The sequence below is a fragment of the Curvibacter fontanus genome, assembly GCF_054780335.1.
Window position 1 is genome coordinate 113,396 of sequence record NZ_BAAGWN010000012.1, and the last position, 25,393, is coordinate 138,788.

24 protein-coding genes are annotated in these 25,393 nt (G+C 66.4%); 18 read left to right on the top strand and 6 right to left on the bottom strand.

Annotated elements, in window-relative coordinates; translation table 11 throughout:
• Positions 1-5 precede the first annotated feature (5 nt).
• Positions 6-359: a hydroxyisourate hydrolase gene (gene uraH, locus ACYVH8_RS08330; protein WP_460488383.1), complete on the top strand. Its 354-nt coding sequence runs from the start codon at positions 6-8 to the stop codon at positions 357-359.
• Positions 360-362: 3 nt separating this feature from the next.
• Complete coding sequence (locus tag ACYVH8_RS08335; RefSeq protein ID WP_460488594.1) at positions 363-1,562, top strand: urate hydroxylase PuuD; 1,200 nt, start codon at positions 363-365, stop codon at positions 1,560-1,562.
• Positions 1,563-1,704: 142 nt separating this feature from the next.
• Here ACYVH8_RS08335 and ACYVH8_RS08340 read toward each other — a convergent pair whose 3' ends face one another.
• The 4 genes from ACYVH8_RS08340 to ACYVH8_RS08355 all read right to left on the bottom strand — a co-directional run bounded on the left by ACYVH8_RS08340 (position 1,705) and on the right by ACYVH8_RS08355 (position 5,701).
• Positions 1,705-2,481 carry an ABC transporter permease gene (locus ACYVH8_RS08340; RefSeq protein WP_460488384.1) on the bottom strand — a complete coding sequence of 259 codons (777 nt, stop codon included), beginning with the start codon at positions 2,479-2,481 and terminating at the stop codon, positions 1,705-1,707.
• Between the two features lie 25 nt (positions 2,482-2,506).
• Positions 2,507-3,403, bottom strand: a complete 897-nt coding sequence (locus tag ACYVH8_RS08345) for an ABC transporter ATP-binding protein (RefSeq protein ID WP_460488385.1) — start codon at positions 3,401-3,403, stop codon at positions 2,507-2,509.
• A gap of 64 nt (positions 3,404-3,467) precedes the next feature.
• A complete protein-coding gene (locus ACYVH8_RS08350; RefSeq protein ID WP_460488386.1) occupies positions 3,468-4,502 on the bottom strand; it encodes an ABC transporter substrate-binding protein in 1,035 nt (344 codons plus the stop codon).
• 287 nt (positions 4,503-4,789) lie between these two features.
• Positions 4,790-5,701 (bottom strand): LysR family transcriptional regulator, encoded by a 912-nt coding sequence (locus ACYVH8_RS08355; RefSeq protein ID WP_460488387.1) that lies wholly within the window; start codon positions 5,699-5,701, stop codon positions 4,790-4,792.
• 238 nt (positions 5,702-5,939) lie between these two features.
• On the opposite strand from ACYVH8_RS08355, the gene ACYVH8_RS08360 reads away from it, so the two are divergent.
• The 6 genes from ACYVH8_RS08360 to ACYVH8_RS08385 all read left to right on the top strand — a co-directional run bounded on the left by ACYVH8_RS08360 (position 5,940) and on the right by ACYVH8_RS08385 (position 12,392).
• Positions 5,940-7,019 (top strand): Ldh family oxidoreductase, encoded by a 1,080-nt coding sequence (locus tag ACYVH8_RS08360; RefSeq protein ID WP_460488388.1) that lies wholly within the window; start codon positions 5,940-5,942, stop codon positions 7,017-7,019.
• On the top strand, positions 7,016-8,392 hold the full coding sequence (locus ACYVH8_RS08365) for an NAD-dependent succinate-semialdehyde dehydrogenase (protein WP_460488389.1): 1,377 nt from the start codon (positions 7,016-7,018) through the stop codon (positions 8,390-8,392). The genes ACYVH8_RS08360 and ACYVH8_RS08365 overlap by 4 nt, the downstream gene beginning before the upstream one ends.
• Positions 8,393-8,549: 157 nt before the next feature.
• Positions 8,550-8,972 (top strand): cupin domain-containing protein, encoded by a 423-nt coding sequence (locus ACYVH8_RS08370; protein WP_460488390.1) that lies wholly within the window; start codon positions 8,550-8,552, stop codon positions 8,970-8,972.
• 73 nt (positions 8,973-9,045) lie between these two features.
• Positions 9,046-10,029, top strand: a complete 984-nt coding sequence (locus tag ACYVH8_RS08375) for a Bug family tripartite tricarboxylate transporter substrate binding protein (RefSeq protein WP_460488391.1) — start codon at positions 9,046-9,048, stop codon at positions 10,027-10,029.
• Positions 10,030-10,075: 46 nt separating this feature from the next.
• Positions 10,076-11,329, top strand: coding sequence for an LVIVD repeat-containing protein (locus ACYVH8_RS08380; RefSeq protein WP_460488392.1), 1,254 nt, complete (start codon positions 10,076-10,078; stop codon positions 11,327-11,329).
• Positions 11,322-12,392 carry a CobW family GTP-binding protein gene (locus tag ACYVH8_RS08385; protein WP_460488393.1) on the top strand — a complete coding sequence of 357 codons (1,071 nt, stop codon included), beginning with the start codon at positions 11,322-11,324 and terminating at the stop codon, positions 12,390-12,392. The genes ACYVH8_RS08380 and ACYVH8_RS08385 overlap by 8 nt, the downstream gene beginning before the upstream one ends.
• A 28-nt stretch (positions 12,393-12,420) precedes the next feature.
• On the opposite strand, the gene ACYVH8_RS08390 is transcribed toward ACYVH8_RS08385, so the two are convergent.
• Complete coding sequence (locus tag ACYVH8_RS08390; protein ID WP_460488394.1) at positions 12,421-12,849, bottom strand: helix-turn-helix domain-containing protein; 429 nt, start codon at positions 12,847-12,849, stop codon at positions 12,421-12,423.
• Between the two features lie 192 nt (positions 12,850-13,041).
• A complete protein-coding gene (locus ACYVH8_RS08395; protein ID WP_460488395.1) occupies positions 13,042-13,746 on the bottom strand; it encodes a hypothetical protein in 705 nt (234 codons plus the stop codon).
• Positions 13,747-13,821: 75 nt separating this feature from the next.
• On the opposite strand from ACYVH8_RS08395, the gene ACYVH8_RS08400 reads away from it, so the two are divergent.
• The 10 genes from ACYVH8_RS08400 to ACYVH8_RS08445 all read left to right on the top strand — a co-directional run bounded on the left by ACYVH8_RS08400 (position 13,822) and on the right by ACYVH8_RS08445 (position 25,389).
• Positions 13,822-15,024, top strand: coding sequence for an ABC transporter substrate-binding protein (locus tag ACYVH8_RS08400; RefSeq protein ID WP_460488396.1), 1,203 nt, complete (start codon positions 13,822-13,824; stop codon positions 15,022-15,024).
• Positions 15,025-15,139: 115 nt separating this feature from the next.
• Positions 15,140-16,060, top strand: coding sequence for a branched-chain amino acid ABC transporter permease (locus ACYVH8_RS08405; protein ID WP_460488397.1), 921 nt, complete (start codon positions 15,140-15,142; stop codon positions 16,058-16,060).
• A 124-nt stretch (positions 16,061-16,184) separates the two neighbouring features.
• Positions 16,185-17,129 carry a branched-chain amino acid ABC transporter permease gene (locus ACYVH8_RS08410; RefSeq protein ID WP_460488595.1) on the top strand — a complete coding sequence of 315 codons (945 nt, stop codon included), beginning with the start codon at positions 16,185-16,187 and terminating at the stop codon, positions 17,127-17,129.
• Positions 17,126-17,887, top strand: a complete 762-nt coding sequence (locus ACYVH8_RS08415; RefSeq protein WP_460488398.1) for an ABC transporter ATP-binding protein — start codon at positions 17,126-17,128, stop codon at positions 17,885-17,887. The genes ACYVH8_RS08410 and ACYVH8_RS08415 overlap by 4 nt, the downstream gene beginning before the upstream one ends.
• Complete coding sequence (locus ACYVH8_RS08420) at positions 17,887-18,459, top strand: hypothetical protein (protein WP_460488399.1); 573 nt, start codon at positions 17,887-17,889, stop codon at positions 18,457-18,459. The genes ACYVH8_RS08415 and ACYVH8_RS08420 overlap by 1 nt, the downstream gene beginning before the upstream one ends.
• The gene (locus ACYVH8_RS08425) at positions 18,456-19,166 is read left to right on the top strand and encodes an ABC transporter ATP-binding protein (protein WP_460488400.1); all 711 of its coding nucleotides are present in this window, start codon (positions 18,456-18,458) and stop codon (positions 19,164-19,166) included. The genes ACYVH8_RS08420 and ACYVH8_RS08425 overlap by 4 nt, the downstream gene beginning before the upstream one ends.
• A gap of 167 nt (positions 19,167-19,333) precedes the next feature.
• Entirely contained in the window at positions 19,334-19,735 is a 402-nt protein-coding gene (locus ACYVH8_RS08430; RefSeq protein WP_460488401.1) for a hypothetical protein, read from the top strand.
• A 91-nt stretch (positions 19,736-19,826) separates the two neighbouring features.
• A complete protein-coding gene (locus ACYVH8_RS08435; RefSeq protein ID WP_460488402.1) occupies positions 19,827-21,122 on the top strand; it encodes a TolC family protein in 1,296 nt (431 codons plus the stop codon).
• A gap of 18 nt (positions 21,123-21,140) precedes the next feature.
• Positions 21,141-22,298: an efflux RND transporter periplasmic adaptor subunit gene (locus ACYVH8_RS08440; RefSeq protein WP_460488403.1), complete on the top strand. Its 1,158-nt coding sequence runs from the start codon at positions 21,141-21,143 to the stop codon at positions 22,296-22,298.
• Positions 22,299-22,302: 4 nt separating this feature from the next.
• Entirely contained in the window at positions 22,303-25,389 is a 3,087-nt protein-coding gene (locus ACYVH8_RS08445; protein ID WP_460488404.1) for an efflux RND transporter permease subunit, read from the top strand.
• Positions 25,390-25,393: the final 4 nt, after the last annotated feature.

Consider the following 25,393-nt stretch of genomic DNA (forward strand, 5'->3'; position numbering starts at 1 on the left):
TCACCATGGGCCTCAGCACCCACGTACTCGACACCATGCACGGCTGCCCCGCCGCGGGCATGGCGGTCGCGCTCTACACCACGCAGGGCGGACAGGCCGAGCTGGTCCGGCGTTTCACGCTCAACGACGACGGACGCAATCCGGACGGCATGCTCTACGACAACAGCCAGCTCAAGGCAGGCACCTACCGTCTGGTCTTCGGGGTCAAGGCCTACTTTCTGGTCAAAGGGGTGGCCTTGCCCGAGCCGGCTTTCCTGGACCAGGTGGCCCTCGACTTCGGCGTGGCCGACCCGGCGCAGCACTACCACGTGCCCCTGCTCGTGAGCCCCTGGAGCTATTCGACTTACCGGGGAAGTTGAATGATGGAAAGCTACCTGCTCGATTGGGCCAACCTGCTGCTGCGCTGGTTGCACGTGATCGTGGCCATTGCCTGGATCGGCTCTTCCTTCTATTTCGTTTTCCTCGACAGCAGCCTCACCTCACCCGAGGACGGCAAGCTGCGCGGCGAAGGCGCCACGGGTGAACTCTGGGCCGTGCACGGCGGCGGCTTCTACCACCCGGTGAAGTACGCGGTTTCGCCGCCCACGCTGCCACCACACCTGCACTGGTTCTACTGGGAGAGCTACAGCACCTGGCTCAGCGGCTTTGCCCTGTTCCTGGTGTCCTATCTCTGGAGTCCCGGCGTCTACCTGATCGATCCCCGGGTGATGGACTGGGCGCCGGCCGCTGCCATCGCCGCGGCGCTGGGCTTTCTGGTGGTCTTCTGGGTGCTGTACGACCTGGCCTGCCGTTTCCTGGGCGAGGGCGAGAAGGGTGACGCCAAGGTCGGCCTGGCCGTGCTCCTGCTGGTGGTACTGGCGTCCTGGCTGGCCTGCCATCTCTTCGCCGGCCGTGCGGCCTTCCTGCTGGTGGGCGCCATGCTGGCCACGACCATGAGCGCCAACGTGGCCATGCGCATCATCCCGGGCCAGCGCAAGGTGGTGGCGGCGCTCAAGGCCGGCCAGCCCGTGGACCCCATTCACGGTCTGCGCGGCAAACAGCGCAGCGTGCACAACACCTATTTCACGTTGCCGGTGCTGTTCGCTATGCTCAGCAACCATTACAGCTTCACCTACGCGTCTGCGCACAACTGGGTCTTCCTCATCCTCATCATGGCCGCGGGCGCGGCCATCCGCCAGTTCTTCGTGCTGCGCCATGGCTACAAGCTGGGGCGCAATGCGCATCCCTGGCCTTATGCGGCGGCGGGTGTGGCTGTGCTGCTGGGGCTTATCGTCTGGCTGCGACCGACAGCGCCGCTTGCTGCAGCCGCCGCGCCCCAGGCCGTGAGCCTGGCCCAGGTGCAGGCCATCGCCACCGAACGATGCGTCATGTGCCACGGGCTGGCCTTGCAGTCCAAGGGGGTGCGGCTGGATACGCCAGAGGAACTCCAGAAGCACGCGCTGCAGATTTACCAGCAGGTGGTGGTGAGCCGGGTGATGCCCATGAACAATGCGACGGGGATGACGGAGGCTGAGCGGACGGTTTTTACGGAGTGGTTTCGGCCTGGGGGCAAGAGGAACTGATTTGTCTTTGTTTTATGCCTGGGCGTGCCTGCTTTGCCGGGTCTCGCCCCGGCGGACGAGGTACTTTTCTTTGAAGCAAAGAAGGTGAGTGCGCTGTCGGCGCATCACCCGACACCCAACCAGCCGCCGGAGTGAACTAAGGTCACGCGCTCTGCGAGCCGCGGTGGGCCCAGCCCGTGGTGTGCTTCTCGATGAAACTGAAGAGCTCGTACATGGCCATGGCCATGGCGCCCACCACGAGCAGGCCGCTGAAGGCCAGGCCCATCTGCATGGCCGAGCCGGCCGAGATCAGCAGGTAGCCGATGCCCTCGTTGGCGGCGGTCATCTCGGACACCGTGGTGCCCACGAAGGCCAGGGTGATGGCCACCTTGAGCGAGCCGAAGAAGTAGGGCATGGAGCGCGGCAGGCCCACCTTGATCAGCACGTCCCAGCGCCTGGCGCCCAGCACGCGCAGCACGTCTTCGAGCTCGGGCTCCAGCGTGGCCAGGCCGGTGGCGATGTTGACCGTGATGGGAAAGAAGCTGATCAGGAAGGCCGTGAGGATGGCCGGGCCGATGCCGATGCCGAACCAGACCACCAGGATGGGCACAAAGGCCGCCTTGGGCAGGGCGTTGAAGGCGGTCATCAGCGGGTAGACCGCTGCGTAGGCCAGGCGCGAGCTGCCGATCAGGAAACCCAGCAGCACCCCCACCACGATGGCGATGCCGAAGCCCGCCATGGTGACCCAGAAGGTGCGCCAGGCATGGGCGGCGATGACGGCCTTGTGTTGCAGGGTCTGTTCCCAGATGCGCAGGGGGCTGGGGAAGATGAATTCCGAGACGTTGAATGCCGAGGTGATGATCTGCCAGAGGGTGACGATGGCGACCAGCAGCAGCAGGGGGGACCAGCGTTCGAGGTGCTTGCGGTGTTTCGCATTCATGATGATTTCTCCGGGGCGCCTCTCTTCATTGCGGGAACACCGCAGAACCGGCTTCGCCGGGCTGCTGGTGTTGTCCCCCAGGGGGGGATGACGGCCGACGGGCCGGCACAGGGGGGCTTCTCATCGCACCGATGTGGCCGCGCAGTTCGTGCACGATGCCGGTGAACTCGGGGGTGTAGGTCACTTCGAGCTCGCGCGGGCGGGGCAGATCGATCTGCCGCTGCACCACAAAACGTCCCGGGCTCTTGCTCATGACGTAGACGGTGTCGGCCAGGAAGACCGATTCGCGCAGGTCGTGCGTGACCAGGATGACGTTGAACTTCTGTGCCTGCCAGAGGTCGCGCAGGGTGCACCAGAGTTCCTCCCGCGTGAAGGCATCGAGCGCGCCGAAGGGTTCGTCCAGCAGCAGCATCTTGGGTTCATGGATCAGGGCGCGGCAGATGCTGGCGCGCTGCTGCATGCCGCCCGAGAGTTCCCAGGGGAATTTCCTGGCGTAACCGCCCAGGCCCACGGTCTCGAGCAGCTTGAGAGCGCGATCCTCGAACTCCTTGCGGCGGTCCTTGAACTGGTGACGGTAGGGTTCGACGATCTCCAGCGGCAGCAGCACATTGTCCAGCGTGGTCCGCCAGGGCAGCAGGGAAGGGGCCTGGAAGGCCATGCCCGAGACCTTGAGCGGGCCGGTCACGGGCTGACCGTCCACGCGGATACGGCCCATGCTGGGCATCTTCAGGCCCGTGGTCAGCTTCATGAAGGTGGACTTGCCGCAGCCCGAGGGCCCGACGATGGCGATGAACTCGCCCTGGCGCACGTTCAGGTTGATGGCCTCGACCGCAAAGACGTTCTGGACCAGCAGCTCGTCGTTGTAGGCCAGCCAGACGTCGTCGAACTGGACGAAGGGAGGGGAGGTGGTTTCGTTGGACATGATCGGATCGGCGCAAAAAAATGGCCAGACAGTGCTGGCCAGTTGATTCAGGCAAGCATACCGCTCACTTCCTGGCCGGCGGCAGGATGTTGAGTTCGGCCGCGGTCGGCAGGAAGGAGCCGTTCCAGATCGCACCGGCATCGACGCGGGTCTTGGTGCCGAAGGCGTCCGACACCTGTGAGGCCATCAGGGACAGGCGGCCCGCATTGATCTGGCCGAAGCCTTCCTTGCGTGCGTCCGGGCTGGCGACCACCGAGTCGATGGCCATCTGCAGGCGGCGGGTTTCCAGTTCGACGTTGATGATGCCGTCGCGCGCTTTCACCGTTTCAATGCCGGCGGCCGGATTGGCCATGACTTCCTTGGCGCCCTTGGTGAAGGCCTTGAGGAAGGCCTTGATCAGCTCGGGGTTCTCCTTGATCAGCTTGGGGCTGGCGATGATGGCGTTGCCGTAGAGCTTCACGCCGTAATCGGCGTAGGGCATGACGACCACGTCCGCGGCCTTGACACCACGCGCTTCGAGGTTGAGCAGGGAGGTGAAGGAGAAGCCCGTGATCGCGTCGATGTCACCGCGCACCAGCATGGTCTCGCGCAGGGGCGGGTCCATGGCGGTCCAGGCCACGTTGCTCACCTTGTTGGCCTTCTCGAAGATGGGGAAGGCCTTGCGGCCGGCGTCGAACACCGGGGCGCCGAGTTTCTTGCCGCTCAGATCGGCCGGGGTCTTGATCCCCGACTTCTTGAGCGCGATCACGGCGGCCGGCGTGTTGTTGTAGACCATCATGACGGCCACCGGCTTGTTGGGGGCGTCGGGGTTGTTGGCGTGGAACTCCATCAGGGCGGCCATGTCGGCGAAACCGATGTCGTAGGTGCCCGAGGCCACGCGCGTGACGGTGCCGCCCGAACCGTTGCCGCTGTCCACGGTCACGTCCAGGCCGGCTTCCTTGAAATGGCCCTTGGCGGCCGGCAGGGTGAAGAAGGCGGCCGGGCCTTCGAAGCGCCAGTCCAGCTGGAACTTGAGCGGCTTGGTCTGGGCCTGGGCGGTGGCGAAGCCGGCCGTCAGGGCGAGAGCGACGACGGTTTTGAGGAGGTGGCGCTTGGACATGGGGGATCTCCTGGGTAAGCCTGCCTGCAGGCGATGAATGAAAGTGATGGCGACCACCACGGTACTATGGCTTGAGCAAAAAGGGTGCCAGTTCCGGATTCGGTGGATGCGGGATTGAAAACACAGCTGTATACAGATTGTCTGGTCGATTTGAACCCCAGATATTCAGATAAACCCTGAAAAGTGCGCACAAGGCTGGTGCGCTGCACGTTGACGGTGCGTGACTGCAGGGCGCCGGGGCCAGCATCTTGCGTGTGGCCAGTGTCTTCGCGCTCAGCACGGCACGGTCATTGGCTGGTGGTGAAGGTGAACACGCCTTCGCGCATGAGGCGGGAGAACTCCGCTTCGATCATTTCCTGTACCACCGGGATGGCCAGCTTGCCCTCGGGTTCCAGCCGGGTCGCCAGCACCAGCAGGCGCGTGAGCTGGACGCCGGTGATCTGCGACATCACGATCTGCGTCGAGGTTCCGGCTTCCTTGAACACCGAGACCGGCATGATCGTGGCCCAGGGCCCCTTCTGAACCAGCGCGCGGATCGAGTCCACCGAGTCCAGCACGGCCTGGACGTTGAGCGTCTTGCCCAGGGGCAGCAATTGCCGCTCCACGATGTCGCGGTGCAGGCTGGTCATGAGCAGGGGGATCCTGGCCAGCTGCGCGAGCGAGACGATGGGCCCCATGCCCATGGAGGCGTGCGAGACCAGGGCAAAGGGCTCGCCCAGCAGGGGCTGCAGCGAGACCGAGCGGCCGATGCCCGGGTTGGTGACGACGGCCATGTCGATGATGCCGCGCTCCAGCCAGTCCAGCAGCTCGGGTGTGAAGGCTTCGCGCGAGCGCAGCTCCACGTCCTGCAGGGTGCGCATGCAATGCTCGAACAGGCCCGGCAGCAGCACCCGCGCCAGCGTGGGCGAAACGCCCAGCACCACGGTGGTCCGGGTGTCGCCGGCCTTGCTGGCCAGGCGCTGGCGCACGCGCTGGGCCTCGCCCAGGATGCGCTGCGCCGCTTCGTAGAGCGTGACGCCCGCCTGCGTGAGCCGCACGCCGCGCGGCATGCGGTGAAACAGCGGCATGCCCAGATCGGCCTCCAGCTCGCGCAGTTGTCGTGTCAGGGCTGGCTGGGCGATCGAGATGGCGGCAGCGGCGGCGGTCAGGCTGCCGGCATCGGCAATCGCCACGAAGTAGCGCAGGGTTTTCAGGTTCATGGGCGCAGAAGCGAGCGGTCTATCGATATCAGGATGATATGGCATCGCGTGAAATGAGTATTGGACGGGCCACCCCCGCCTCCCTAAACTTCGGGACTTCCAGCCCACCTGAAAGCGCCCGGGCGCCGATGCATTCAAGACAGCCGGGCCCCGCCCGCTTATCGATAACCGATTGAGATTCCACGGGGATGCAAGGCAGGCCCCGCGTCCGACTCCAGACCCGAAGAAAGCACATCACTTGAAAGCGTCCCACCCCAATTTCACGGCGGTCCGTCCGGACGTCTTGCGCAACTTCATCCAGTCCGCGTTTGTGAGCCAGGGTTTTCCGGAAGCGGACGCCCGCACCATCGCCTCGCTCATGGCCGAAGCCGATCTGCAGGGTTCGGACGGCCACGGTGTCATCCGCCTGCCGCAGTACATGAAACGCATCCGCGCCGGCGGCATCAACAAGCACCCCGACATCAAGGTGGTCAGCGAACGCGCGGGCATGGCGGTGCTCGACGGTGACAACGGCATGGGGCACCTCGTGATGTCGCGCGCGGTGAACCTGGCGATCGAGAAAGCCCGGACCTGCGGCGTGGCCTGGGTCAGCGCGCGCCACAGCAACCACGCCGGCCCGGCGTCCCTGTATGCACGCAAGCCCCTGCAGCACGACATGCTCGGCCTGTACTTTGCCGTGGGCAATGCCAACCATCTGCCGCCATGGGGTGGCACCGACATGCTGCTGTCCACCAACCCCATCGCGGCCGGCATTCCTGCCGGGAGTGAGCCGCCCGTGGTGCTGGACATGGCCACGACGGTGGCGGCCTATGGCAAGGTCAAGGCCAAGGCCAAACGCGGCGAGATGATGCCCGAGGGCTGGATGATCGACCGCCAGGGCAAGCCCCTGACCGATCCCAACCGCGCCGGCGAGGGTTTCCTGCTGCCCATCGGTGACTACAAGGGGTATGGCCTGGCGCTGGTGGTCGGCCTGCTGGCCGGTACCCTGGGCGGTGGTGCCATGGGGCGCGAGGTGATCGATTTCAATGCCGACCATGTCAGCGTCACCAACACGGGCCAGGCCATCCTGGTGATCGACCTGAGCGCTTTTGGCGATGTCGCGGTCTTCAAGGGTGCCGTGGACACCCTGGTCAGGGACATCCGCAGCAGCGAACGCCTGCCGGGCGTGGAACGCATCTGGTTGCCGGGCGAACAAAGCCATGAGCGCCGGCAAAGTTATGCAGCAGGCATACCGATCGCCAACACCCTGGTTCAGGAGTTGGCAGTGCTGGCCAAGGATCTGGGCATCCAGCCGCTGGTTCAAGGAGGTGCCGCATGATGATGAATTCTTTCAACCCGGCCACCGACGCCCTGCTGGGGAAGTTCCCCATCCATGACGCGCAGGCCATCGACAGCCGGCTGCGCGTGGCCTCTGCGTCCCAGAAGACCTGGGCCCGCCTGGACGTCCGGCAGCGCCTGCCTTACCTGCTGCAGGTCGCGGCCGTGCTGCGCCGCAAGAAACAGGAGCTGGCCCTGCTCATCACGTTGGAGATGGGCAAGCCCCTGAGCGAGTCGCTGGGCGAGATCGAGAAATGCGCCTGGAACTTCGACCACTACGCCCAGCAGGGTGAGACCTTCCTGGCGGACCAGGTGGTCGCAAGCTCGGCCGCCGACAGCCGCATCGTGTTCGACCCGCTGGGTCTGGTGCTGGCCGTGATGCCCTGGAACTATCCCTTCTGGCAGGTCATGCGCGCGGCCGCGCCCGTGCTGGTGGGCGGCAATGGCATGGTGCTCAAGCACGCCAGCAATGTGCCGCAATGCGCGCTGGCGCTGGAGCAGGTGTTCAAGGATGCCGGCTTGCCCGAAGGACTGTTCACCACCCTGCTGGTCGAGTCCTCGGCCGTGCAGGGCCTGATCCAGGACGATCGCATCGCCGCGGTGACCTTCACCGGCTCCACGCCCGTGGGGCGCAGCATCGCCGCGCAGGCCGGCCAGGCGCTCAAGAAGCAGGTGCTCGAGCTCGGCGGCTCGGATCCCTTTGTCGTGCTCGCCGACGCCGACATCGAGGCGGCGGCCGCGGTCGCCGTCAAGGCGCGTTTCTCCAACACGGGGCAAAGCTGTATCTCGGCCAAGCGCTTCATTGTCGAGCGGTCGATTGCGGACCGCTTCGCGGAAGCCTTTGTGGCCGGCACGCGCAAGCTGGTGGTCGGTGATCCCCTGCAGGCCAACACGACCATCGGCTCCATGGCGCGCGGCAAACTGCGCGACGAGTTGCATGTCCAGGTCAGGGCTTCGGTGCGGGAAGGTGCGCAGGTGCTGATCGGCGGCCAGCCGGTGGAAGGCCCCGGCGCCTATTACGAGCCCACCATCCTGGACCACGTCACACCCGGCATGACCGTGGCCATGGAAGAAACCTTCGGTCCCGCCGCCGCCATCCTGCGGGTGGCCTCGGCGGACGAGGCGATCGCCGTGGCCAACGACACCCCCTTCGGCCTGGGCGCATCGCTCTGGAGCCGTGACCTGGACCGCGCGCGTCAGCTGTCTCGGCGCATCGAGGCCGGCGCCGTTTTCGTGAACGGCCTGGTGGCTTCCGATCCCCGCCTGCCGTTTGGCGGGACAAAACAATCCGGCTACGGCCGCGAGCTCGGGCACCTGGGGCTGCACGAGTTCATGAACATCAAGACGGTCTGGACCGGACCTGTCAGAACCTAAGAATATGCTGAGCATGTCCCTCCGTTCGGACTGAGCTTGTCGAAGTCCTCTGCAAGTTGTTGATTTGCAAAGAGGGCGTTTCGACAGGCTCAACGCGAACGGACTTGTTCAGCGCAGCCCTAAGCAGAGCCTTGAACCCCTGAAAGGAGAACCCGAGATGAGCAACACCACAGCAGCACGCGCTCCCACCGTGCTCAAACCCGACCAGATCAAGAGCCATGACCGTGGCGGCGGCGCCCGCACCACCCCCCTGGTGACCCCGGCGCTCGGGGCGCAGAGTTTCATCAACGGCATCACCGAGTTCGCGCCCGGCACCGCGATTCCTTTCCACAGCCACAACTGCGAAGAGAGTGTGATGCTGCTGGCGGGTGATGCCGTCATGGATGTCGCAGGGCAGGAGTCGCATGTGCTCAAGCCCCTGGACACGACCTGGATCCCCCCGAACGTGTCGCACCGCTTCCGCAATATGTCGAGCACCGAGCCCATGAAGATCCTCTGGATCTACGCCTCGCCGAACGCGACCCGCACGCTGACCGAGACCGGTGAAACCCGTCTGGTGGCGGTCGAGCACGGCAAGTGATTTCCCGAGTGTCCGGGGCCTGCGTTTTTTGCGCCGCCACCGGACTGGATGCCTGAACCTGCAAGGAGACAAGATGATGTTCCGTCGAAACTGCCTGCGCCTCTTGAGCGCCGCCGCCCTGCTGTCCGTTCTGGGCCTGGCGCTGGCCCAGAGCGACAACTACCCCAGCAAACCGATCCGCCTGATCGTTCCGGCATCGCCGGGCGGGGCCGCAGATTTTTTTGCCCGCATCGTCGGCCCGAAACTCGGCGAGGCGCTGGGCCAGAGCATCGTGATCGAGAACCGCTCGGGCGCTTCGGGCACGATCGCGGCCGATATCACGGCCAAGTCCGCGGGGGACGGCTACACGGTGCTGATCGGTCAGTCGACCAGCATGGCCGTGGCGCCGCACATGTACAACAAGCTGGCCTACGACACCCTGCGTGACCTCAAGCCGGTGACGATGGTGGCAGAGGTGCCCAATATCCTGGTGGTCCACCAGAGCGTGGCGGCCAGGAATGTGCAGGAGCTGATCGCCCTGGCCAAGGCCAAGCCTGGCGCTCTCAACTATGGTTCCTCCGGCAAGGGTGCCCCCACCCATCTGGCGGGCGAGCTGTTCGAGATCGCCACGGGGGCCGAGATCACCCATATCCCCTACCGGGGCGCCGGCCCCTCCGTCAATGCCCTGCTGGCCGGGGAGATCCAGCTGATGTTCGCCCCCATGGTGGCCGTGTTGCCGCATGTGCAGTCCGGGCGCCTGCGTGCCCTGGCCCTCACCTCGGCCAGCCGCTCTGCGGCTGTGCCGGACGTGCCTACCCTGGCCGAATCGGGTCTCAAGGATTTCGACGTCTCCTCGTGGTTCGGGTTCTTCGTTCCGTCCAGCACGCCGGCAGCCATCGTGGACAGGCTGCAGCGCGAAACCGCCAAGGTGCTCAAGGACCCCGGCGTCCTCGAACGTCTGGCCAAGGAAGGCGCGACGCCCGGCGGGAATACGTCCGCCGCTTTCACCAGCTACGTGCACGCCGAATACGCCAAATACGGAAGACTGGTGAAGGAAAAGAATATCCAGGCGGAATGAACCTGTGGTGCCCGGCTTTCATCCGGCCTCTTTTTTTGAGTGAAACATGAACCAAGCTGATTTGACGACCTTGCGTCCCCGCGCCGACCAGCCCATGGCGCACAACATGAAGCTGATCTCGCACAACGAGCTGCAGGGTTTCGGCGGCATGGGCGAGGGCATTGCCATGCAGCTGGCCGACGACGGCCGGCGCATCCTGTGGATGGCGCACGAGTCGGCGCCCAAGAATTTCACCGGTGTCGACGTGAGCGACCCCAGGAACCCGCGCGTGATCGTGCAGACCGAACTGCCGCACATGAAGGTGCGCTCCAACTCGCTGGACGTGGTGGGCAACCTCATGGTCGTGGCCAGCCAGGTCAAGGAACTGGGTGCCAAGCCGGCCGGCTTCAACATCTACGACATCAGCAAACCCGAAGAGCCGCGCCTGCTCTCGCACTTCGACTGCTCGGGCCCCTATTCGCGCGGTGTGCACGCCGTCTGGTTCGTGGACGGCAAGACCGTGCACATGGCTTCGGGCGCGCCGGACTTCCAGCCGCGCAATCCCAAGGACGACCAGATCTACCGCATCATCGACATCTCCGATCCGACCCAGCCCTTCGAAAAAGGCCGCTGGTGGTACCCCGGCACGCGCGAGGGTGACGTGGCCCCGCCGCCGCCGCGCCTGCCGGCCCAGTTCGACACGGGCTTCCGCGCCCACAACACCAACGTCTTTCCGCAGCGGCCCGACCGCGCTTATGTGGGTTACATCGACGGCGGCGCCATCGTGCTCGACATCGGCAAGCCCTCGGACATCAAGCTGGTGTCCCACTGGAACCATTCGCCGCCCTTCAACGGCTTCACACACACCGTGCTGCCGCTGTTCGAGCGCAATCTGTGGATCGTCTCCGACGAATGCGTGCAGGACGATGGCAAGGACTGGCCCAAGCTGGTCTGGGTGGTGGACTCGCGCACCGACGCCAACCCCCTGCCCATCGGCACCTTCCCGGCCCCGCCCTACGACACCTTCGCCAAACGCGGCGGCCGTTTCGGCGCGCACAACCTGCACGAGAACCTGCCGGTGCCCTGCTCCTTCCGCTCGGAGACGCTGTTCATCGGCACCTTCTTCAACGCCGGCGTGCGCGTCTACGACACCAGCAATCCCTACCAGGTGCAGGAAGTGGCCTACTACGTGCCGCCGACACCGGCGCTGTCTTCGCGTGGCGCGGTGCAGCTCAACGACGTTTACGTCGATGACCGCAAGCTGGTCTACACGGTCGACCGCTTCAGCGGCGGGCTCTACATCCTCGAAATGAATGTCTGAGTGGTCAACAGCCTCCGGCGGGCGTGACGCGCTGGCCGGCAAGATCCCGGTCACGCTGATCACCGGTTTTCTCGGCGCGGGCAAGACCACGTTGATCGGCAAGCTGGTCAGGCACCCGGACATGGACCGGGTGGCCGTGGTCATCAACGAGATCGGCGAGATCGGCATCGACAACGACCTGGTCAAGATGTCGACCGAGAGCGTCAGCCTGCTGGCCAACGGCTGCCTGTGCTGCTCGGTGCGCACCGATCTGCAGGACACCCTGCGCGAGCTCTTCGGGGACCGCCGCGCCGGGGTGATCCCCGACTTCGACCGCGTCATCATCGAAACCACCGGCCTGGCCGATCCCGGGCCGGTGATCCAGACACTCTCCAGCGACACCATGCTGGACGCGCACTACCGGCTGGACGGCGTGGTGACCCTGGTGGACGCGGTCAACGCCCGCGACCAGCTGGCCCACCAGCCCGAGTCCCAGCAGCAGATCGCCCTGGCGGACCGCATCTTCGTCACCAAGTGCGATCTGGTGTCCCCCGAAGCGGTGCAGGAACTCTCGGCCGAGATTGCCGCCATCAACACGCGGGCCGACATCCGTCGCTGCACCCAGGGCGAACTGCATCCCCGGGACCTGATCGGTCTGGGTCTGCAAAGCGAACGTGCCGGGCAGGACACCCTGCGTTTTCTGGGCGAGCTCGCCACGCGGGAGGAGCCGGCGGCAGGTGAGGGCGCTTATCTGGCAGGGCGCCTGCCCGGGCGGCACCACCCTTCAGTGCGCAACCTGTCACTGAGATTCGAGACACCGTTCACCTGGCCCGCGTTTTCGGCCGCCATGGAGTTGTTGATCTCTTTGCGAGGCCGGGACATGCTGCGCGTCAAGGGCATCGTGAATGTCGAGGGGCGGCCCGTGGTCGTGCAGGGCGTGGGCCATGTGTTCCACCCGCCGGTCACGCTGGACCGCTGGCCCAGCGCAGACCAGGGCAGCCGTATCGTCTTCATCACGCGCAACATCGAAGCCGACAGGATCAAGGCCCTGTTCCAGGCGGTCGGCGGCATCGGAGCCGTCTGAGGGCTGGCGGCCTCCGGTCTGCGGCCGCTCAGGCCTGGGCCAGGCGCGCGCTGACTTCGCGTTTGCCCAGCTTGCGCACGGCGGCTATCTCCGCCAGCTGGCTGTTCCGGGGCCGCGAGAGCCCTTTTTCCCAGTGGTAGATGGATTGCGCCGAAACGCCCACCAGCTGGCCCATCTCGGCGGCCGACACACCCAGCTTCTTGCGCAGACTGGCAAACCCCTCGGAGCGGAAGCGCAGCTTGGGGCTGTCCGCGGCGGGGGTGGGGCTTGCGGCCGACCGGCTGTTTTTACGCAGCTGGGAGAGCAGGCGTTCCTGGTCGGCGAGGCGGCGCTTGAGAGCGGCGATTTCGCTGCGGTGCTGCGCGGAGGCTTTTTTCAGGGTCTGGGTTTCAGCACGAACTTCTTTGCGTGCGATGCGGGAGATTTCTGATTTCAAGAGACTTGCGAGATTGGCCATGTCGGTCCTTGCAGATAGTGCTTCGCTATCTTACAAGCTCCTCACATCCGTTCGCCCTGAGCCTGTCGAGGGGCTTCGATAGGCTCAGCCTGAACGGCAAGGTGACTTGGCGTACCCAAGCTGGGTTTTCGAAAAACTGAGCCGCTGGCATTTTGAGAGGCGTTTCTTGCTGGGCCAGTGGGGTCGGACCTCTCAGGCCCAGGAGACCAGTTCCCAGCGGTGCCAGTCTTCGCGCAGCCGGCTGAGGCCCCGGCCGGTGGACACGCGGTATTCGCCGGTGATCTCGCGCGCCACCCAGCGGCCGATCTCCGGTGCCAGCCACAGGGTGTCGCGCCGTAGGGTTTCCGTGCGCGAGACATCGCGATGCTGCAGGCGTATGAATTTTTCGATGCGCAGCGCCAGCTGGGGGCCGTTCGCCAGCGCCACGCGCTCCCAGCCCTGCACCGTGGTGTGCTGGGTGATCCAGTAGCGGAAGGAATCGTTGTCGATGCGGTAGGTGGTGCTGTGCACGCTGCGGCTGCCCGGGCGCGGGTCGGCCGGCCACAGCGGCATGGCTTGCTCGTAGTTCAGCACACCGTCCCAGGCAAATTCGCGCAGGACCTGGCCCCAGGGCTGCTGCTGCTCTTCCAGCTCGGCCGGGGAGGCATCGCTGCGGATGCGGATGCGTATGCGGGGCTCCAGGGCCACGACCTCTTGCACCTCCGTGCCCAGCAGGGCGCTGTTGTAGCCGTTGTACTTGCGATAGGTCCAGCGCTGGCCCAGGGCCGGTGGGCGCAGGCCGACGGTCTGGGCCGGTGCGGCAGCGGCTTCGGTGCGCAGCCCGCCCAGAGGCTGGTAGGCGCAGCCGGCGGGCAGGGCCAGCAGGGCCAGGCTGAGTTTTCGGCGGGTGGGGTTCATGAACTAAGCTCCACGATCTGGACGCTATCATTCTGGCAGCCCATTTCTGCAGCCTCATCCCGAACAGGAAAGACCATGAAACCCAACGTGCCCTTTGCCCTGCTGCGCCGCAGCTTTTTTGCGGCCACCGTCTCTGCCGTGCTGGCCCTGCCGGCCCTGGCGGCCGACAACGTCAAGATCGGCCTGCTGTCCACGCTCTCGGGCCCCGGCGCCGGCTTGGGGCTGGACATCCGCGACGGTTTCCAGCTGGCGGTGAAGTTGAACGGCGGCAAGCTCGGCGGCCTGCCGGCCGAGGTCATCGTGGCCGATGACCAGGCCAGTCCCGATGTGGGCCGCCAGACGGCGGACCGCCTGGTCAAGCGCGACAAGGTGGACTTCATGACGGGCATCGTGTTCTCCAACGTCATGCTGGCCGTGGGCGCGCCCACCTTTGCGGCCAAGACCTTCTACATCAGCGCCAACGCCGGTCCTTCGCAACTGGCGGGTGAGCAGTGCAACCCCTATTTCTTCAGTGCCTCCTACCAGAACGACAACCAGCACGAGGCCGTGGGCAAGACCGTGGCCGACAAGGGTTTCAAGCGCGTGGCCCTGATCGCCCCCAACTACCCGGCGGGCAAGGACGCGCTGGCCGGCTTCAAGCGCTACTACAAGGGCGGCGAGATCGTCTCCGAGAGCTACACCCCGCTGAACCTGCTGGACTACGGCGCCGAGCTGTCCAAGCTGCGCGCGGCCAAGCCCGACGCGGTCTACATCTTCCTGCCGGGCGGCCTGGGCATCAACTTCATCAAGCAGTTCGTCGGTGCCGGCCTGTCCAAGGACATGACGCTGTTCGGCCCCGGCTTCTCGGGCGACGAGGACGTGATCCGCGCCGTGGGCAACCCCATGCTGGGCATGTTCAACAGCTCGCAGTGGGCGCACGACCTGGACAATGCGGCCAACCAGACCTTCGTCGCCGCCTTCGAGAAGGAATACGGCCGCCTGCCCACGCTCTACGCTTCCCAGGGTTATGACGCGGCCCAGCTGATCGGCGCGGCCGTGCGCGACAGCAAGGGCAAGCTGGACGACAAGGCCGCGGTGCAAAAAGCGCTCAAGGCCGCCAAGTTCGACTCTGTGCGCGGGGCCTTCAAGTTCAACAGCAACCAGTTCCCGATCCAGGATTACTACCTGCGTGTCATCACCAGCGACAGCAAGGGCCGGGTGACCAACCGCACCATCGGCACCATCTTCAAGAACCACGCCGACGCCTACGCCGCCCAGTGCAAGATGCCGGCGCTCTGATCTCATTTCCGTTCGCGTTGAGCCTGTCGAAACGCAGTCGCCGAGTGCTGGCGCCCGCTGGCTTCGACGAGCTCAGCCCCAACGGTCTGGCTTGTGTCATGGACTTCAACACGCGATGACCGGTATTCTCATCCTGGAGCAGGCCCTGAACGGCCTGCAGTTCGGGCTCATGCTCTTTTTGCTGGCGGCCGGGCTCACCCTGGTCTTCGGCATCATGGACATGATCAACCTGGCCCACGGCTCGCTTTATATGGTGGGGGCCTATCTGGTGGCCTCGGCCACCACGGCCAGCGGCTCCTTCTGGACCGGGCTCGGGGTTGGCATCATCGGTGCGGCCGTCTTCGGTGTGCTGCTGGAGCTTACGGTGCTGTGCCGCCTCTACACGCGGGACCATCTGTCGCAGGTGCTGGGCACCTTCGCCATCCTGCTCATGTGCAACGAGGCCGTGCGTTTCATCTGGGGCTCGCAGCCCGTGCAGCTGAGCCCGCCCGAGTCTTTGTCCGGTCCGGTCGAGTTGCTCAGCGGTTTCCATTACCCGGCCTACCGCCTGTTCATCATCGGTGTGGGTCTTGCTGTGGCGCTGGGGCTGTGGCTGCTGATCACACGCACGCGTCTGGGCATGCAGCTGCGCGCCGGCGCGTCGAACCGAGAGATGGCCCTGGCCATGGGCGTGCCGGTACGTGCGCTGTTCACCGCGCTGTTCGGCCTGGGCGCGGCCCTGTGCGCCGTGGCCGGCGGCATGCTGGGCCCGCTGCTGGCGGTGCAGGTGGGCATGGGCGAGAGCATCCTGATCCTGGCCTTCGTGGTCATCGTGATCGGTGGCATCGGCTCGGTGCGCGGCGCGCTGCTCGGTGCCTTGCTGGTCGGTGTGGTGGACACGGCGGGTCGCGCGCTGATCCCGCTGCTCTTCGGCGCCGTGCTGGGCCCGTCCGCGGCCGACAACGCCGGTCCGGCCGTGGCCTCCATCCTGATCTACGTGCTGATGGCCGCCGTGCTCTTCTTCAAACCACGCGGTCTCTTTCCTGCCCATGGCTGAGAGACTCCCGCCCTCTACCGTTCGCGTTGAGCCTGTCGAAACGCAGCGTGTGGCAGGACTTCGACCCTTCGACAAGCTCAGGACAGGCCAGGCTCAGTCCGAACGGTCTGAATCAGCGCGCGGCCTGCTCGACCATGCCCTGGGCTGGCGCTGGGCCTTGCCGCTTTTCGTACTGCTGCTGGCCCTGCCGCTGATCACCCCGCTGATCGGTGGTGACTTCTACCTGGGCCTGGCCGCACGCATCCTGATCTTCGCCCTGGCCGCCACCAGCCTCAACCTCATCCTGGGTTTCGGTGGTTTGGTGAGCTTCGGCCACGCGGCCTTTGTGGGCGTGGGCGCCTACACGGCCGGTGTGCTGCTGCAGGCCGGTGTGACATCGGCCTGGGTGCTGTGGCCCGCAGCCATGATTGTGGCGGCCTTGTTTGCCGCCGTGATCGGCGCCATCAGCCTGCGCACGCGCGGTGTCTACTTCATCATGATCACGCTGGCTTTCGCCCAGATGCTTTATTACCTGGCCATCTCCACCAAGGCCTACGGTGGTGACGACGGCCTCTCGCTCTCCGCGCGCGGCACGCTGGGCGCGGGGCTGGACCTGGCCAACGAACGCACCTTCTACTGGACCACGCTGGCCCTGGCCACGTTGGTTTTGCTCTTCGTCTGGCGCCTGCTCAACGCGCGCTTCGGCCACGCCCTGCAGGCCATGCGCGAGAACGAACAACGCATGGAGGCCGTGGGTTTTGCCGTCTACGGTCACAAGCTCACGGCCTTTGTCATCGCCGGTGCGCTGGCTGGCCTGGCAGGGGCATTGCTGGCCAGCCTGGGCGGTTTTGTCAGCCCCTCCACGATGCAGTGGGGCCAGTCCGGCCTGCTCATGGTCATGGTTATCCTGGGCGGTGTGGGGCATCTCTGGGGCGGCGTGATCGGCGCCGCGGTCTTCCTGCTGCTGGAAGAGGTGCTGAGCCACTACACCATCTACTGGCAGTTCGTGCTGGGCGCGGTGCTGCTGGCCGTGGTGCTGGCCGCGCCCAACGGGCTCATGAGCCTGTTCCGGCGCAAGGGGCGGGCATGACACAGGCGTTGCTTGAAGTCCGCGGCCTCGTGAAACGCTACGGCGGTCTCGTGGCCACCGATCGACTCGACCTGAGCGTGCGTGCCGGTGAGATCCACGCGCTGATCGGCCCCAATGGCGCGGGCAAGACCACGCTGATCCAGCAGCTCTCGGGCGCGCTGGCGCCCGACGCGGGAGGCATTGTCTTCGACGGCGCGGATGTGACCGCGCTGTCCATGCACGAGCGTGTGCGCCGTGGCCTGGCGCGGTCTTATCAGATCACCAGCATCTTCACACGCCTCTCGGTGCTCGACAACGTGGCCCTGGCCCTGCAGGCGCGCAGCGGCGGCAGCCTGCGTTTCTGGGCTGCGGCGCGCGCCGAGGCGCAACGTTATGAACAGGCTGCGGCCCTGCTGGGCCGCGTGGGCCTGGGTGAACGCTTGGCGCAGACCGCAGGCGCGCTCTCGCACGGCGAGCAGCGTCAGCTGGAGGTGGGCATAGCCTTGGCCACCGGCGCCAGGTTGCTGCTGCTGGACGAGCCCATGGCCGGCATGGGCCCCGAGGAATCCGAGCGCATGGTGGCCCTGCTGCAGGGCCTGCGTGGTGAGCTGACCCTGTTGCTGGTTGAGCACGATATGGATGCCGTGTTCCGCCTGGCCGACACCCTCTCGGTGCTGGTGGCCGGCCGCATCATCGCCAGCGGGGCGCCCGCCCTCATCCGTGCCGATGCCGAGGTGCGGCGCGCCTACCTGGGTGACGACATCGAGGAGGGCGCCTGATGCTGCTCCCGGCACCGACACCGATGGCCCTGCCCGTGGCGCGCGCCGTACGCTCCTGGTGGCGTTTCCATCCCCTGACCCTGTGCATCGGCCTCCTGCTGCAACTGCACCTGGGCTATCTCCTGTGTGTGGACCAGCTCAACCCGGCGCCCGAACCCGAACAACTGGTGCAGATCCCGGTCGAGGTGCTGCGGGTGCAGGACCGCGTGCCGCATCTGCAGGTGCGGCTGGCCGACGAAACGCAGCAGGCCATGGAGTTCCCGGTATCGGCGGCCCTGCTCGCGACCGCGCGCACGCCGCTGGACGAAGCAGGGGAGCGGGACAGCCTGCCGGGCTGCATGGGTTATGTGCTGGGCGTGCCGGTGCGCTGGGTGCGGGACGAGCGTTTCCGCATCTGGGAGCTGCACTGCGGTCCCGTGCACCGGGTCTATGCCGAATTCAAGGCCGGTTTTGAGGCGGCGGCCAGAGATGCGCAGCGGGCCATGGAGTGGCACGGTGCGGTCATCCTGCTGCTGACGATCGTGGTCCTGGTGCTGGAGCACCGTGCCCTGCGGCGCAGGGGGCTGGCATGAGCGTGCTGCTTGAGGTCGAGGACCTGCAGACCGCCTACGGTCCTGGTCAGGTGCTGTTCGGCATCAGCCTGCGCGTGGAGGCTGGCGAGGTGGCCACGCTGCTGGGCCGCAATGGCATGGGCAAGACCACCACGGTGCGGTCCATCCTCGGGCTCACACCGCCGCGCACAGGGGTGGTGCGCTTCCTCGGTGAACGCATCGATGGCCTGAGCCCGGACCGCATCGCGCGCATGGGCCTGGCCCTGGTGCCCGAGGGCCGGCAGATCTTCCCCAACCTCACGGTGGAAGAAAACCTGCGGGCCTTCGCGGCCAACCGTCGTTCCAGCGACCAGCCCTGGACCTTGGAACGCGTCTATGAACTCTTCCCCGCCTTGCTGGCGCGTCGCCGCCACATGGGCAAGCAGCTCTCGGGCGGCGAGCAGCAGATGCTGGCCATCGGCCGCGCGCTCATGACCAATCCGCAGCTGTTGATCCTGGACGAGGCCAGCGAAGGCCTGGCCCCGCTGATCCGTGAACAGATCTGGGCCTGCCTGGGCGGCTTGCGTGCGCAGGGCCAGAGCATCCTGGTGATCGACAAGTACGTGCAGCGCCTCATCACCCTGGCCGACAGCCACACCCTCATCGAGCGCGGCCGTGTGGTCTGGGCCGGCGGCTCGGCGCAGCTGGCCGCCGAGCCCGGTCTCTGGCATCGCTACCTGGGGATCTGACTTCCCGCTGCGGGTGCGTTTACGTGCCCTTAGTCCCCGCCACACCTAGGGAAAACACCGATGTGGCCTAATTCTTGCGAATCAAGCACTTGGGCCTGTTCACACTGATTTCTCACCTGAGAAATCAGTGTGAACAGGCCCAAGCCTTGATGCACAAGAAACCCGCCATGCCCCGCCCACCTCACGTCCTTTCCCGCCCGGCCCCGCGCCGGCTGAGGCTCGTGCAGGCGCTGGCTTTCTTGTGGCTGCTTGGCGGTCTGCTCTGGTCCTGGAACCAGGCCCATGCCAGCCCCGCCGACAGCGAGATGGTCTTTTTCATGTCCGAGGTGGAAGTCACCGAAGCGCAGGAGTCCGTGGCCGAGCTGGAGATGGGGGTGAGCTGCCGCAAGCCGGCACCGCTCAAGTCCACGGTGGCCGATCTGTTGTGCCATGAAGTCGACCAGGCCGTGCGCCTGCACTGGCAGATCTGCCGGGTGCTGACACAAGCCGCTCCCGCGCCCGGTCCACAGCACATCCTGCCCGAGGCCGGACAACAGCCTTTGCTGCGTCCGCCAGCCGCTCTGGGCTGAGCTTTCCGTTTTCCGTTTTCGACGGGTGGTGTGACCGGCCGGCGCCAGGCCAGGGTCGGGCTGCGCCATCCGCATGCTTCGAGGATATTTGATGAAATTGACGACCTTGCGTCCCTGGGTGAGCGGCCTGCTGCTGTGGCCGGCTGCCGGCCTCATGGCGCAAACCGTGGCCCCGCCCACGACACTGCCCGCCGGCACCGCTGCGGTGGCGCCGGCTGGCCCGGCCTACGGCCTGGGCGAACTGGTGAACATCGTGCTCACGCACAACCCCACCTTGCAGATGGCCCGGCGCTCGCGCGAGCAGGCCCAGGCCGGCATACGCACGGCTGGTGCCCTGCCCAACCCGCGTCTGGAATTCAGCGACGGCCGCCTGCGCCCCAGCCATGGGGGCAGCAGCGGCAACGTCAGCGCCTGGGGTGTCTCGCAGATGATCGAGAACCCCTGGCTGCGCAGCGCGCGCGTGGACGCGGCCGAGCAGGGCCTGCGCAGCAGCGAAGCCCAGGTGGGCATGACACGCAGCGAGGTGGTGGCCCAGGTGCGACTGCGCGCCTACGAGCTGCTGCTGCGCATCGAAGAGGCGCGCGCCGCGGCCGACGAGCTGCTGCTGCTGGAGCAGACCCGCGAGCGCGTGCGCCTGCGTGTGAGCAGCGGCGAAGCTGCGCGCTACGAAATCATCAAGGCCGAGGCCGAGTTCATCAGCGCACGCCAGCGCCAGCAAAGCGCCCGGCTGGCGGTGGAGCAGGCGCGCATCCGCCTCAACCAGCTCGCCGCCGGCCAGTTGCCCGCAGGCTGGCGCCTGAGCGCCGACCTGGGCGACACCCTGGCGCCCCTGAACCCCAGCCTGCTGCGCGAGCTGATGCTGGCGCACAACCCCGAGCTGCAGGCTCTCGGTGCCGAGCAGGAACGCCAGCAGGCCCGCGTGCGCGAGGCCGGCGCCAGCCGCTGGCCCGGCGTGGAGCTGCGCTACAGCGACACACGTGAGCCCGACAACCGCCAGAACATCGTGGGCGCCAGCATCCAGGTGCCCCTGTTCGACCAGAAGCGCGGCCCGCGCGACGAGGCCCAGGCCGAACAGCTGCGCGCGCGCGCCCGGCTCGATGGCCGCCAGATCGAGCTGCAGCTGCAGCTCGACGCCGCCGTGATGACGCTGGAGATGGCGCGCCTGCGCGTCGAGGCCCTGGGCACCGGCGCCATCCGTGACGCCGAGGCCGCCCTGCGCGTGGCCGAAGCCGCCTACCGTTATGGCGAGCGCGGCATCCTGGACGTGCTGGACGCGCAGCGTGTGCTGCGCACCGTGCGCGCCGACCTGCTGCAGGCGCGTTTCCAGCAGCAGGCCGCCGTCATCGAAATCGATCTCCTGACCGGCCGCGACGCCGCTCAACCCTGAAACGCAGGAATGAAAACCATGAACTACAAGACTTACCGACTGCCGGCCCTGCCCCTGGCGCTGCTGGCCGCCCTGCTGATCACCGGCTGCGGCAAGGGCAAGGATCAGGCCGCCGCCGCCACACCCGATGTCGACCCCAACCTGGTGATCGTCAATGCAGAGATGGCGCGCAACTTCAAGGTTGCGCCGCTGGCCCTGCAGGCCCTGGACACCGAGCGCGATGTGCCGGGCCGCATCGAGGCCAATGAACAGCTGGTCACGCGCATCGGCGCCTCGGTCACCGGCCGCGTGACCGAGGTGCTGGCCGAAGTGGGTGCGCGCGTGCAGGCGGGCCAGGTGCTGGCCCGCATCACCAGCCCGGAGCTGACCAACGCCCAGTTGACCTATCTGCGCGCGCACTCCGGCACCGCCCAGGCCGAGCGCGCGGTGGAACGCGCCCGTCTGCTGATCCAGGCCGACGTGATCGGCACGGCCGAATTGCAGCGCCGCGAGGCCGAACTGTCCATCGCCCGTGCCGAGTTGCGCGCCGCCACCGATCAGCTGCGTCTGCTGGGCGTGCCCGATGGGCAGATCGATCGCCTGCGCGAGAAGGGGCAGCTCAGCTCCTTTGCCGGCATCACCGCCACCCGTTCGGGTGTGGTGATCGAGCGCAAGGTCAGCCAGGGCCAGGTGGCGCAGCCGGGTGACCCGCTGTTCACCGTGGCCGATCTTTCCAAGGTCTGGGTCGTGGGCGCTTTGCCCGAGCAGGACGCCGCTGCCGTGAAGATGGGGCAGAAGGTCGAGATCAAGGTGCCGGCTCTGGGCGAGCGCCAGTTCAGCGGCCGGGTGGTGTTTGTCAGTGACACGATCTCGCTCGACACGCGCTCCCTGACCGTGCGCACCCAGGTCGACAACGCCGACCGCGCGCTCAAGCCGCAGATGCTGGCCACGCTGCGCATCATCGGCCAGGCGCGCCAGCAACTGGCCCTGCCCGAGGCCGCCGTGGTGCGTGACAACGACCGGGACCATGTTTTTGTGCAGACCGGCCCCGGCCAGTTCCGCCTCACGCCGGTGGAACTCGCGCCTGCCGCGCGCGGGCTGCGTCCGCTGCTCAAGGGCCCGGCCGCCGGCACGCCGGTGGTGGTGGAGGGCGCCTTCCATCTGAACAACGAGCGCAAGCGCGCGGAACTGGAGTGACGCGATGCTAGGTTCATTGATCCGCGCCGCGCTCAGCCAGCGGCTGGTGGTGGTCGCCCTGGCCCTGGTGCTGTGCGCCTTCGGCTTGCGCGAGGCCACCCGCCTTTCCGTTGACGCCTTTCCCGACGTCACCAACGTGCAGGTCCAGATCGCCACCGAGGCCACGGGCCGCTCGCCCGAGGAGATCGAGCGTTTTGTCACCGTGCCGCTGGAAATCGCCATGACCGGCCTGCCCGGCATCGTGGAGATGCGTTCGCTCAACAAGAGCGGCCTGTCCATCATCACCCTGGTTTTCACCGAGGCCACCGACGTCTACTTCGCGCGCCAGCTGGTGACGGAGCGTCTGATCGAGATCACGCCGCGCATGCCCGTGGGCATCACCCCGGTGCTGGGCCCCGTGTCCACCGGCCTGGGCGAGGTCTACCAGTACACGCTGGACCACCCGGACGACGGCCAGCGTGCGCTCACGCCGGCCGAGCTGGCCGAGCGGCGCATCGTGCAGGACTGGGTGGTGCGCCCGTTGCTGCGTTCCATTCCCGGCGTGGCCGAGATCAACTCGCAGGGCGGTTATGTGCGCCAGTACCAGGTGCTGGCCAAACCCGATCGCCTGCTGCACCATGACGTGGCCATCGACCAGGTCTTCGAGGCCATCGCCAAGAACAATGCCAACGCCAGCGGCGGCATCCTGCCCCAGCGCTCCGAGCAGTACCTGATCCGCGGCGTGGGCCTGATCCGCACGCTCGATGACATCGCCAACATCGTGGTGCGCGAGAAAAACGGCGTGCCGCTCTACGTGCGTGACATTGCCGAGGTGACCCTGGGCCACGAGGTGCGCCAGGGCGCCATCATCAAGGGTGGTTACACCGAATCGGTCTCGGGCATCGTGCTCATGATGCGCGGCGGCAATGCCAAGCAGATCGTCACCCGCGTCAAGCAGCGCGTGGCCGAGATCAACAGCAAACACATGCTGCCCGGCGGCCTGCAGATCGTGCCCTACTATGACCGCACCGAACTGGTCGACTCCGCCCTGTGGACCGTGGGCAAGGTGCTGATCGAGGGTATCTTCCTCGTGGTGGTGGTGCTCTTCATCTTCCTGGGTGACGTGCGTTCCAGCCTGATCGTGGTGGCCACACTCGTCATCGCGCCGCTGACCACCTTCATCATGATGAACCGCTACGGCATCTCGGCCAACCTGATGTCACTGGGGGGGCTGGCCATTGCCATCGGCCTCATGGTGGACGCCACCGTGGTGGTGGTGGAAAACGTCTTCCACCGCCTGGGCCAGGCCAAACCCGGGGCTTCACGCGTGCGCCTGATCCTGGAGGCGACGCAGGAGGTGGCCACGCCCACGGTGTTCGGCATCGTCATCATCATGCTGGTGTTCCTGCCGCTCATGACGTTGCAGGGCATCGAGGGCAAGATGTTCGCGCCCCTGGCGCTGACCATCGTGATCGCCCTGGGTGTGTCCCTGCTGGTCTCGCTGATCCTCTCGCCCGTGCTGTGCTCCTACATCCTCAAGGGCGGCGCCGACCACGACACCAGGGTCATCGCCGTGCTCAAGCGGGCTTACCTCAAGCTGCTGGACCGCGCCCTGGGCAACCAGATGGGCACGCTGGCGGTGGCCATCGTCCTGCTGCTGTTCTCGCTGGCGCTGTTCCCCTTCCTGGGCAAGTCCTTCATGCCGACCATGAAGGAGGGGGCGCTCACGCCGCAGATCAACCGCGTGCCCAGCATCTCGCTGGACGAATCGATCCGCCTGGAGATGAGCGCCATGAAGACCATCGCCGAAGTTCCGGGCGTGCGCATGGTGGTCTCCAAGCTGGGTCGCGGCGAATCACCGGCCGATCCGGCCGGCCCCAACGAGTCCGATCCCATCGTGCTGCTGGATCCTGACAGCGATCGCACGCAGGACGAGATCGATGAAGACATCCGCCAGCGGCTCTCGTCCATCCCCGGCGTGCAGATCGTGCTCTCGCAGCCCATCTCCGAGCGGGTGGACGAGATGGTGACGGGTGTGCGTTCGCAGCTGGCCGTGAAGATCTTCGGTGATGACCTGAACGATCTGCGCCGGGTGTCCGAGCAGGTGGCCAAGCTGCTGCGTGGCGTGCCGGGCGCGCGCGACATCCGCATCGAGCGTCTCTCGGGCCAGCAGGCCCTGACCATCGACATCGACCGCAAGGCCATCGCGCGCCACGGCATCAACGTGGCCGAGGTGCACAAGCTCATCGAGACCGCCATCGGCGGCAGGGAAGTGAGCCAGCTCTACGAGGGCGAGCGCCGCTTCGGCATCGCCGTGCGTTTCCCCGAGGCGTCGCGCAACACCATCGAGTCCATCCGCAACATGCTGCTGCGCGCGCCCGACGGCGCCCTGGTGCCCCTGCATTCGGTGGCCACCATCGAGCTGCGCGACGGCCCGGCCCAGATCAGCCGCGAGAGCGCCAAGCGCCGGGTGGTGGTTGGGGCCAATGTGGAAGGGCGTGACCTGGGAGGTTTTGTGCAGGAGGTGGAGCAGCGCATCGCGCGTGAGGTGAAACTGCCCGAAGGTTTCTACTTCGTCTTCGGCGGCCAGTTCGAGAACATGGAGCGCGCCATGGCCACGCTGACCATCATCGTGCCCATCACCATCGTGGCCATCTTCTTCCTGCTCTTCCTGCTGTTCAACTCGCTCAAGCTCGCCTCGCTCATCATCCTGGTGCTGCCGTTCGCGTCCATCGGCGGCCTGATCGGCCTGGCCGTCACGCGCGAGTACCTCAGCGTGCCGGCCTCGGTGGGCTTCATCGCGCTGTGGGGCATAGCCGTGCTCAACGGCGTGGTGCTGGTGAGCTACATCCGCCGCCTGCGCGAGGACGGCAGGCCCGTGATGGAGGCCGTGCGCGAAGGCTGTGTGGCGCGTTTCCGCCCGGTCATGATGACGGCCACCGTGGCCCTGCTGGGCCTGGTGCCCTTTCTGTTCGCCACGGGCCCCGGCTCGGAAGTGCAGAAGCCGCTGGCCATCGTGGTCATCGGTGGCCTGATCTCGTCGACATTGCTCACCCTGGTGGTTGTGCCGGCGCTGTACCGCTGGTTCGATGAAAACCCTATTGAAGCTTGAGGAA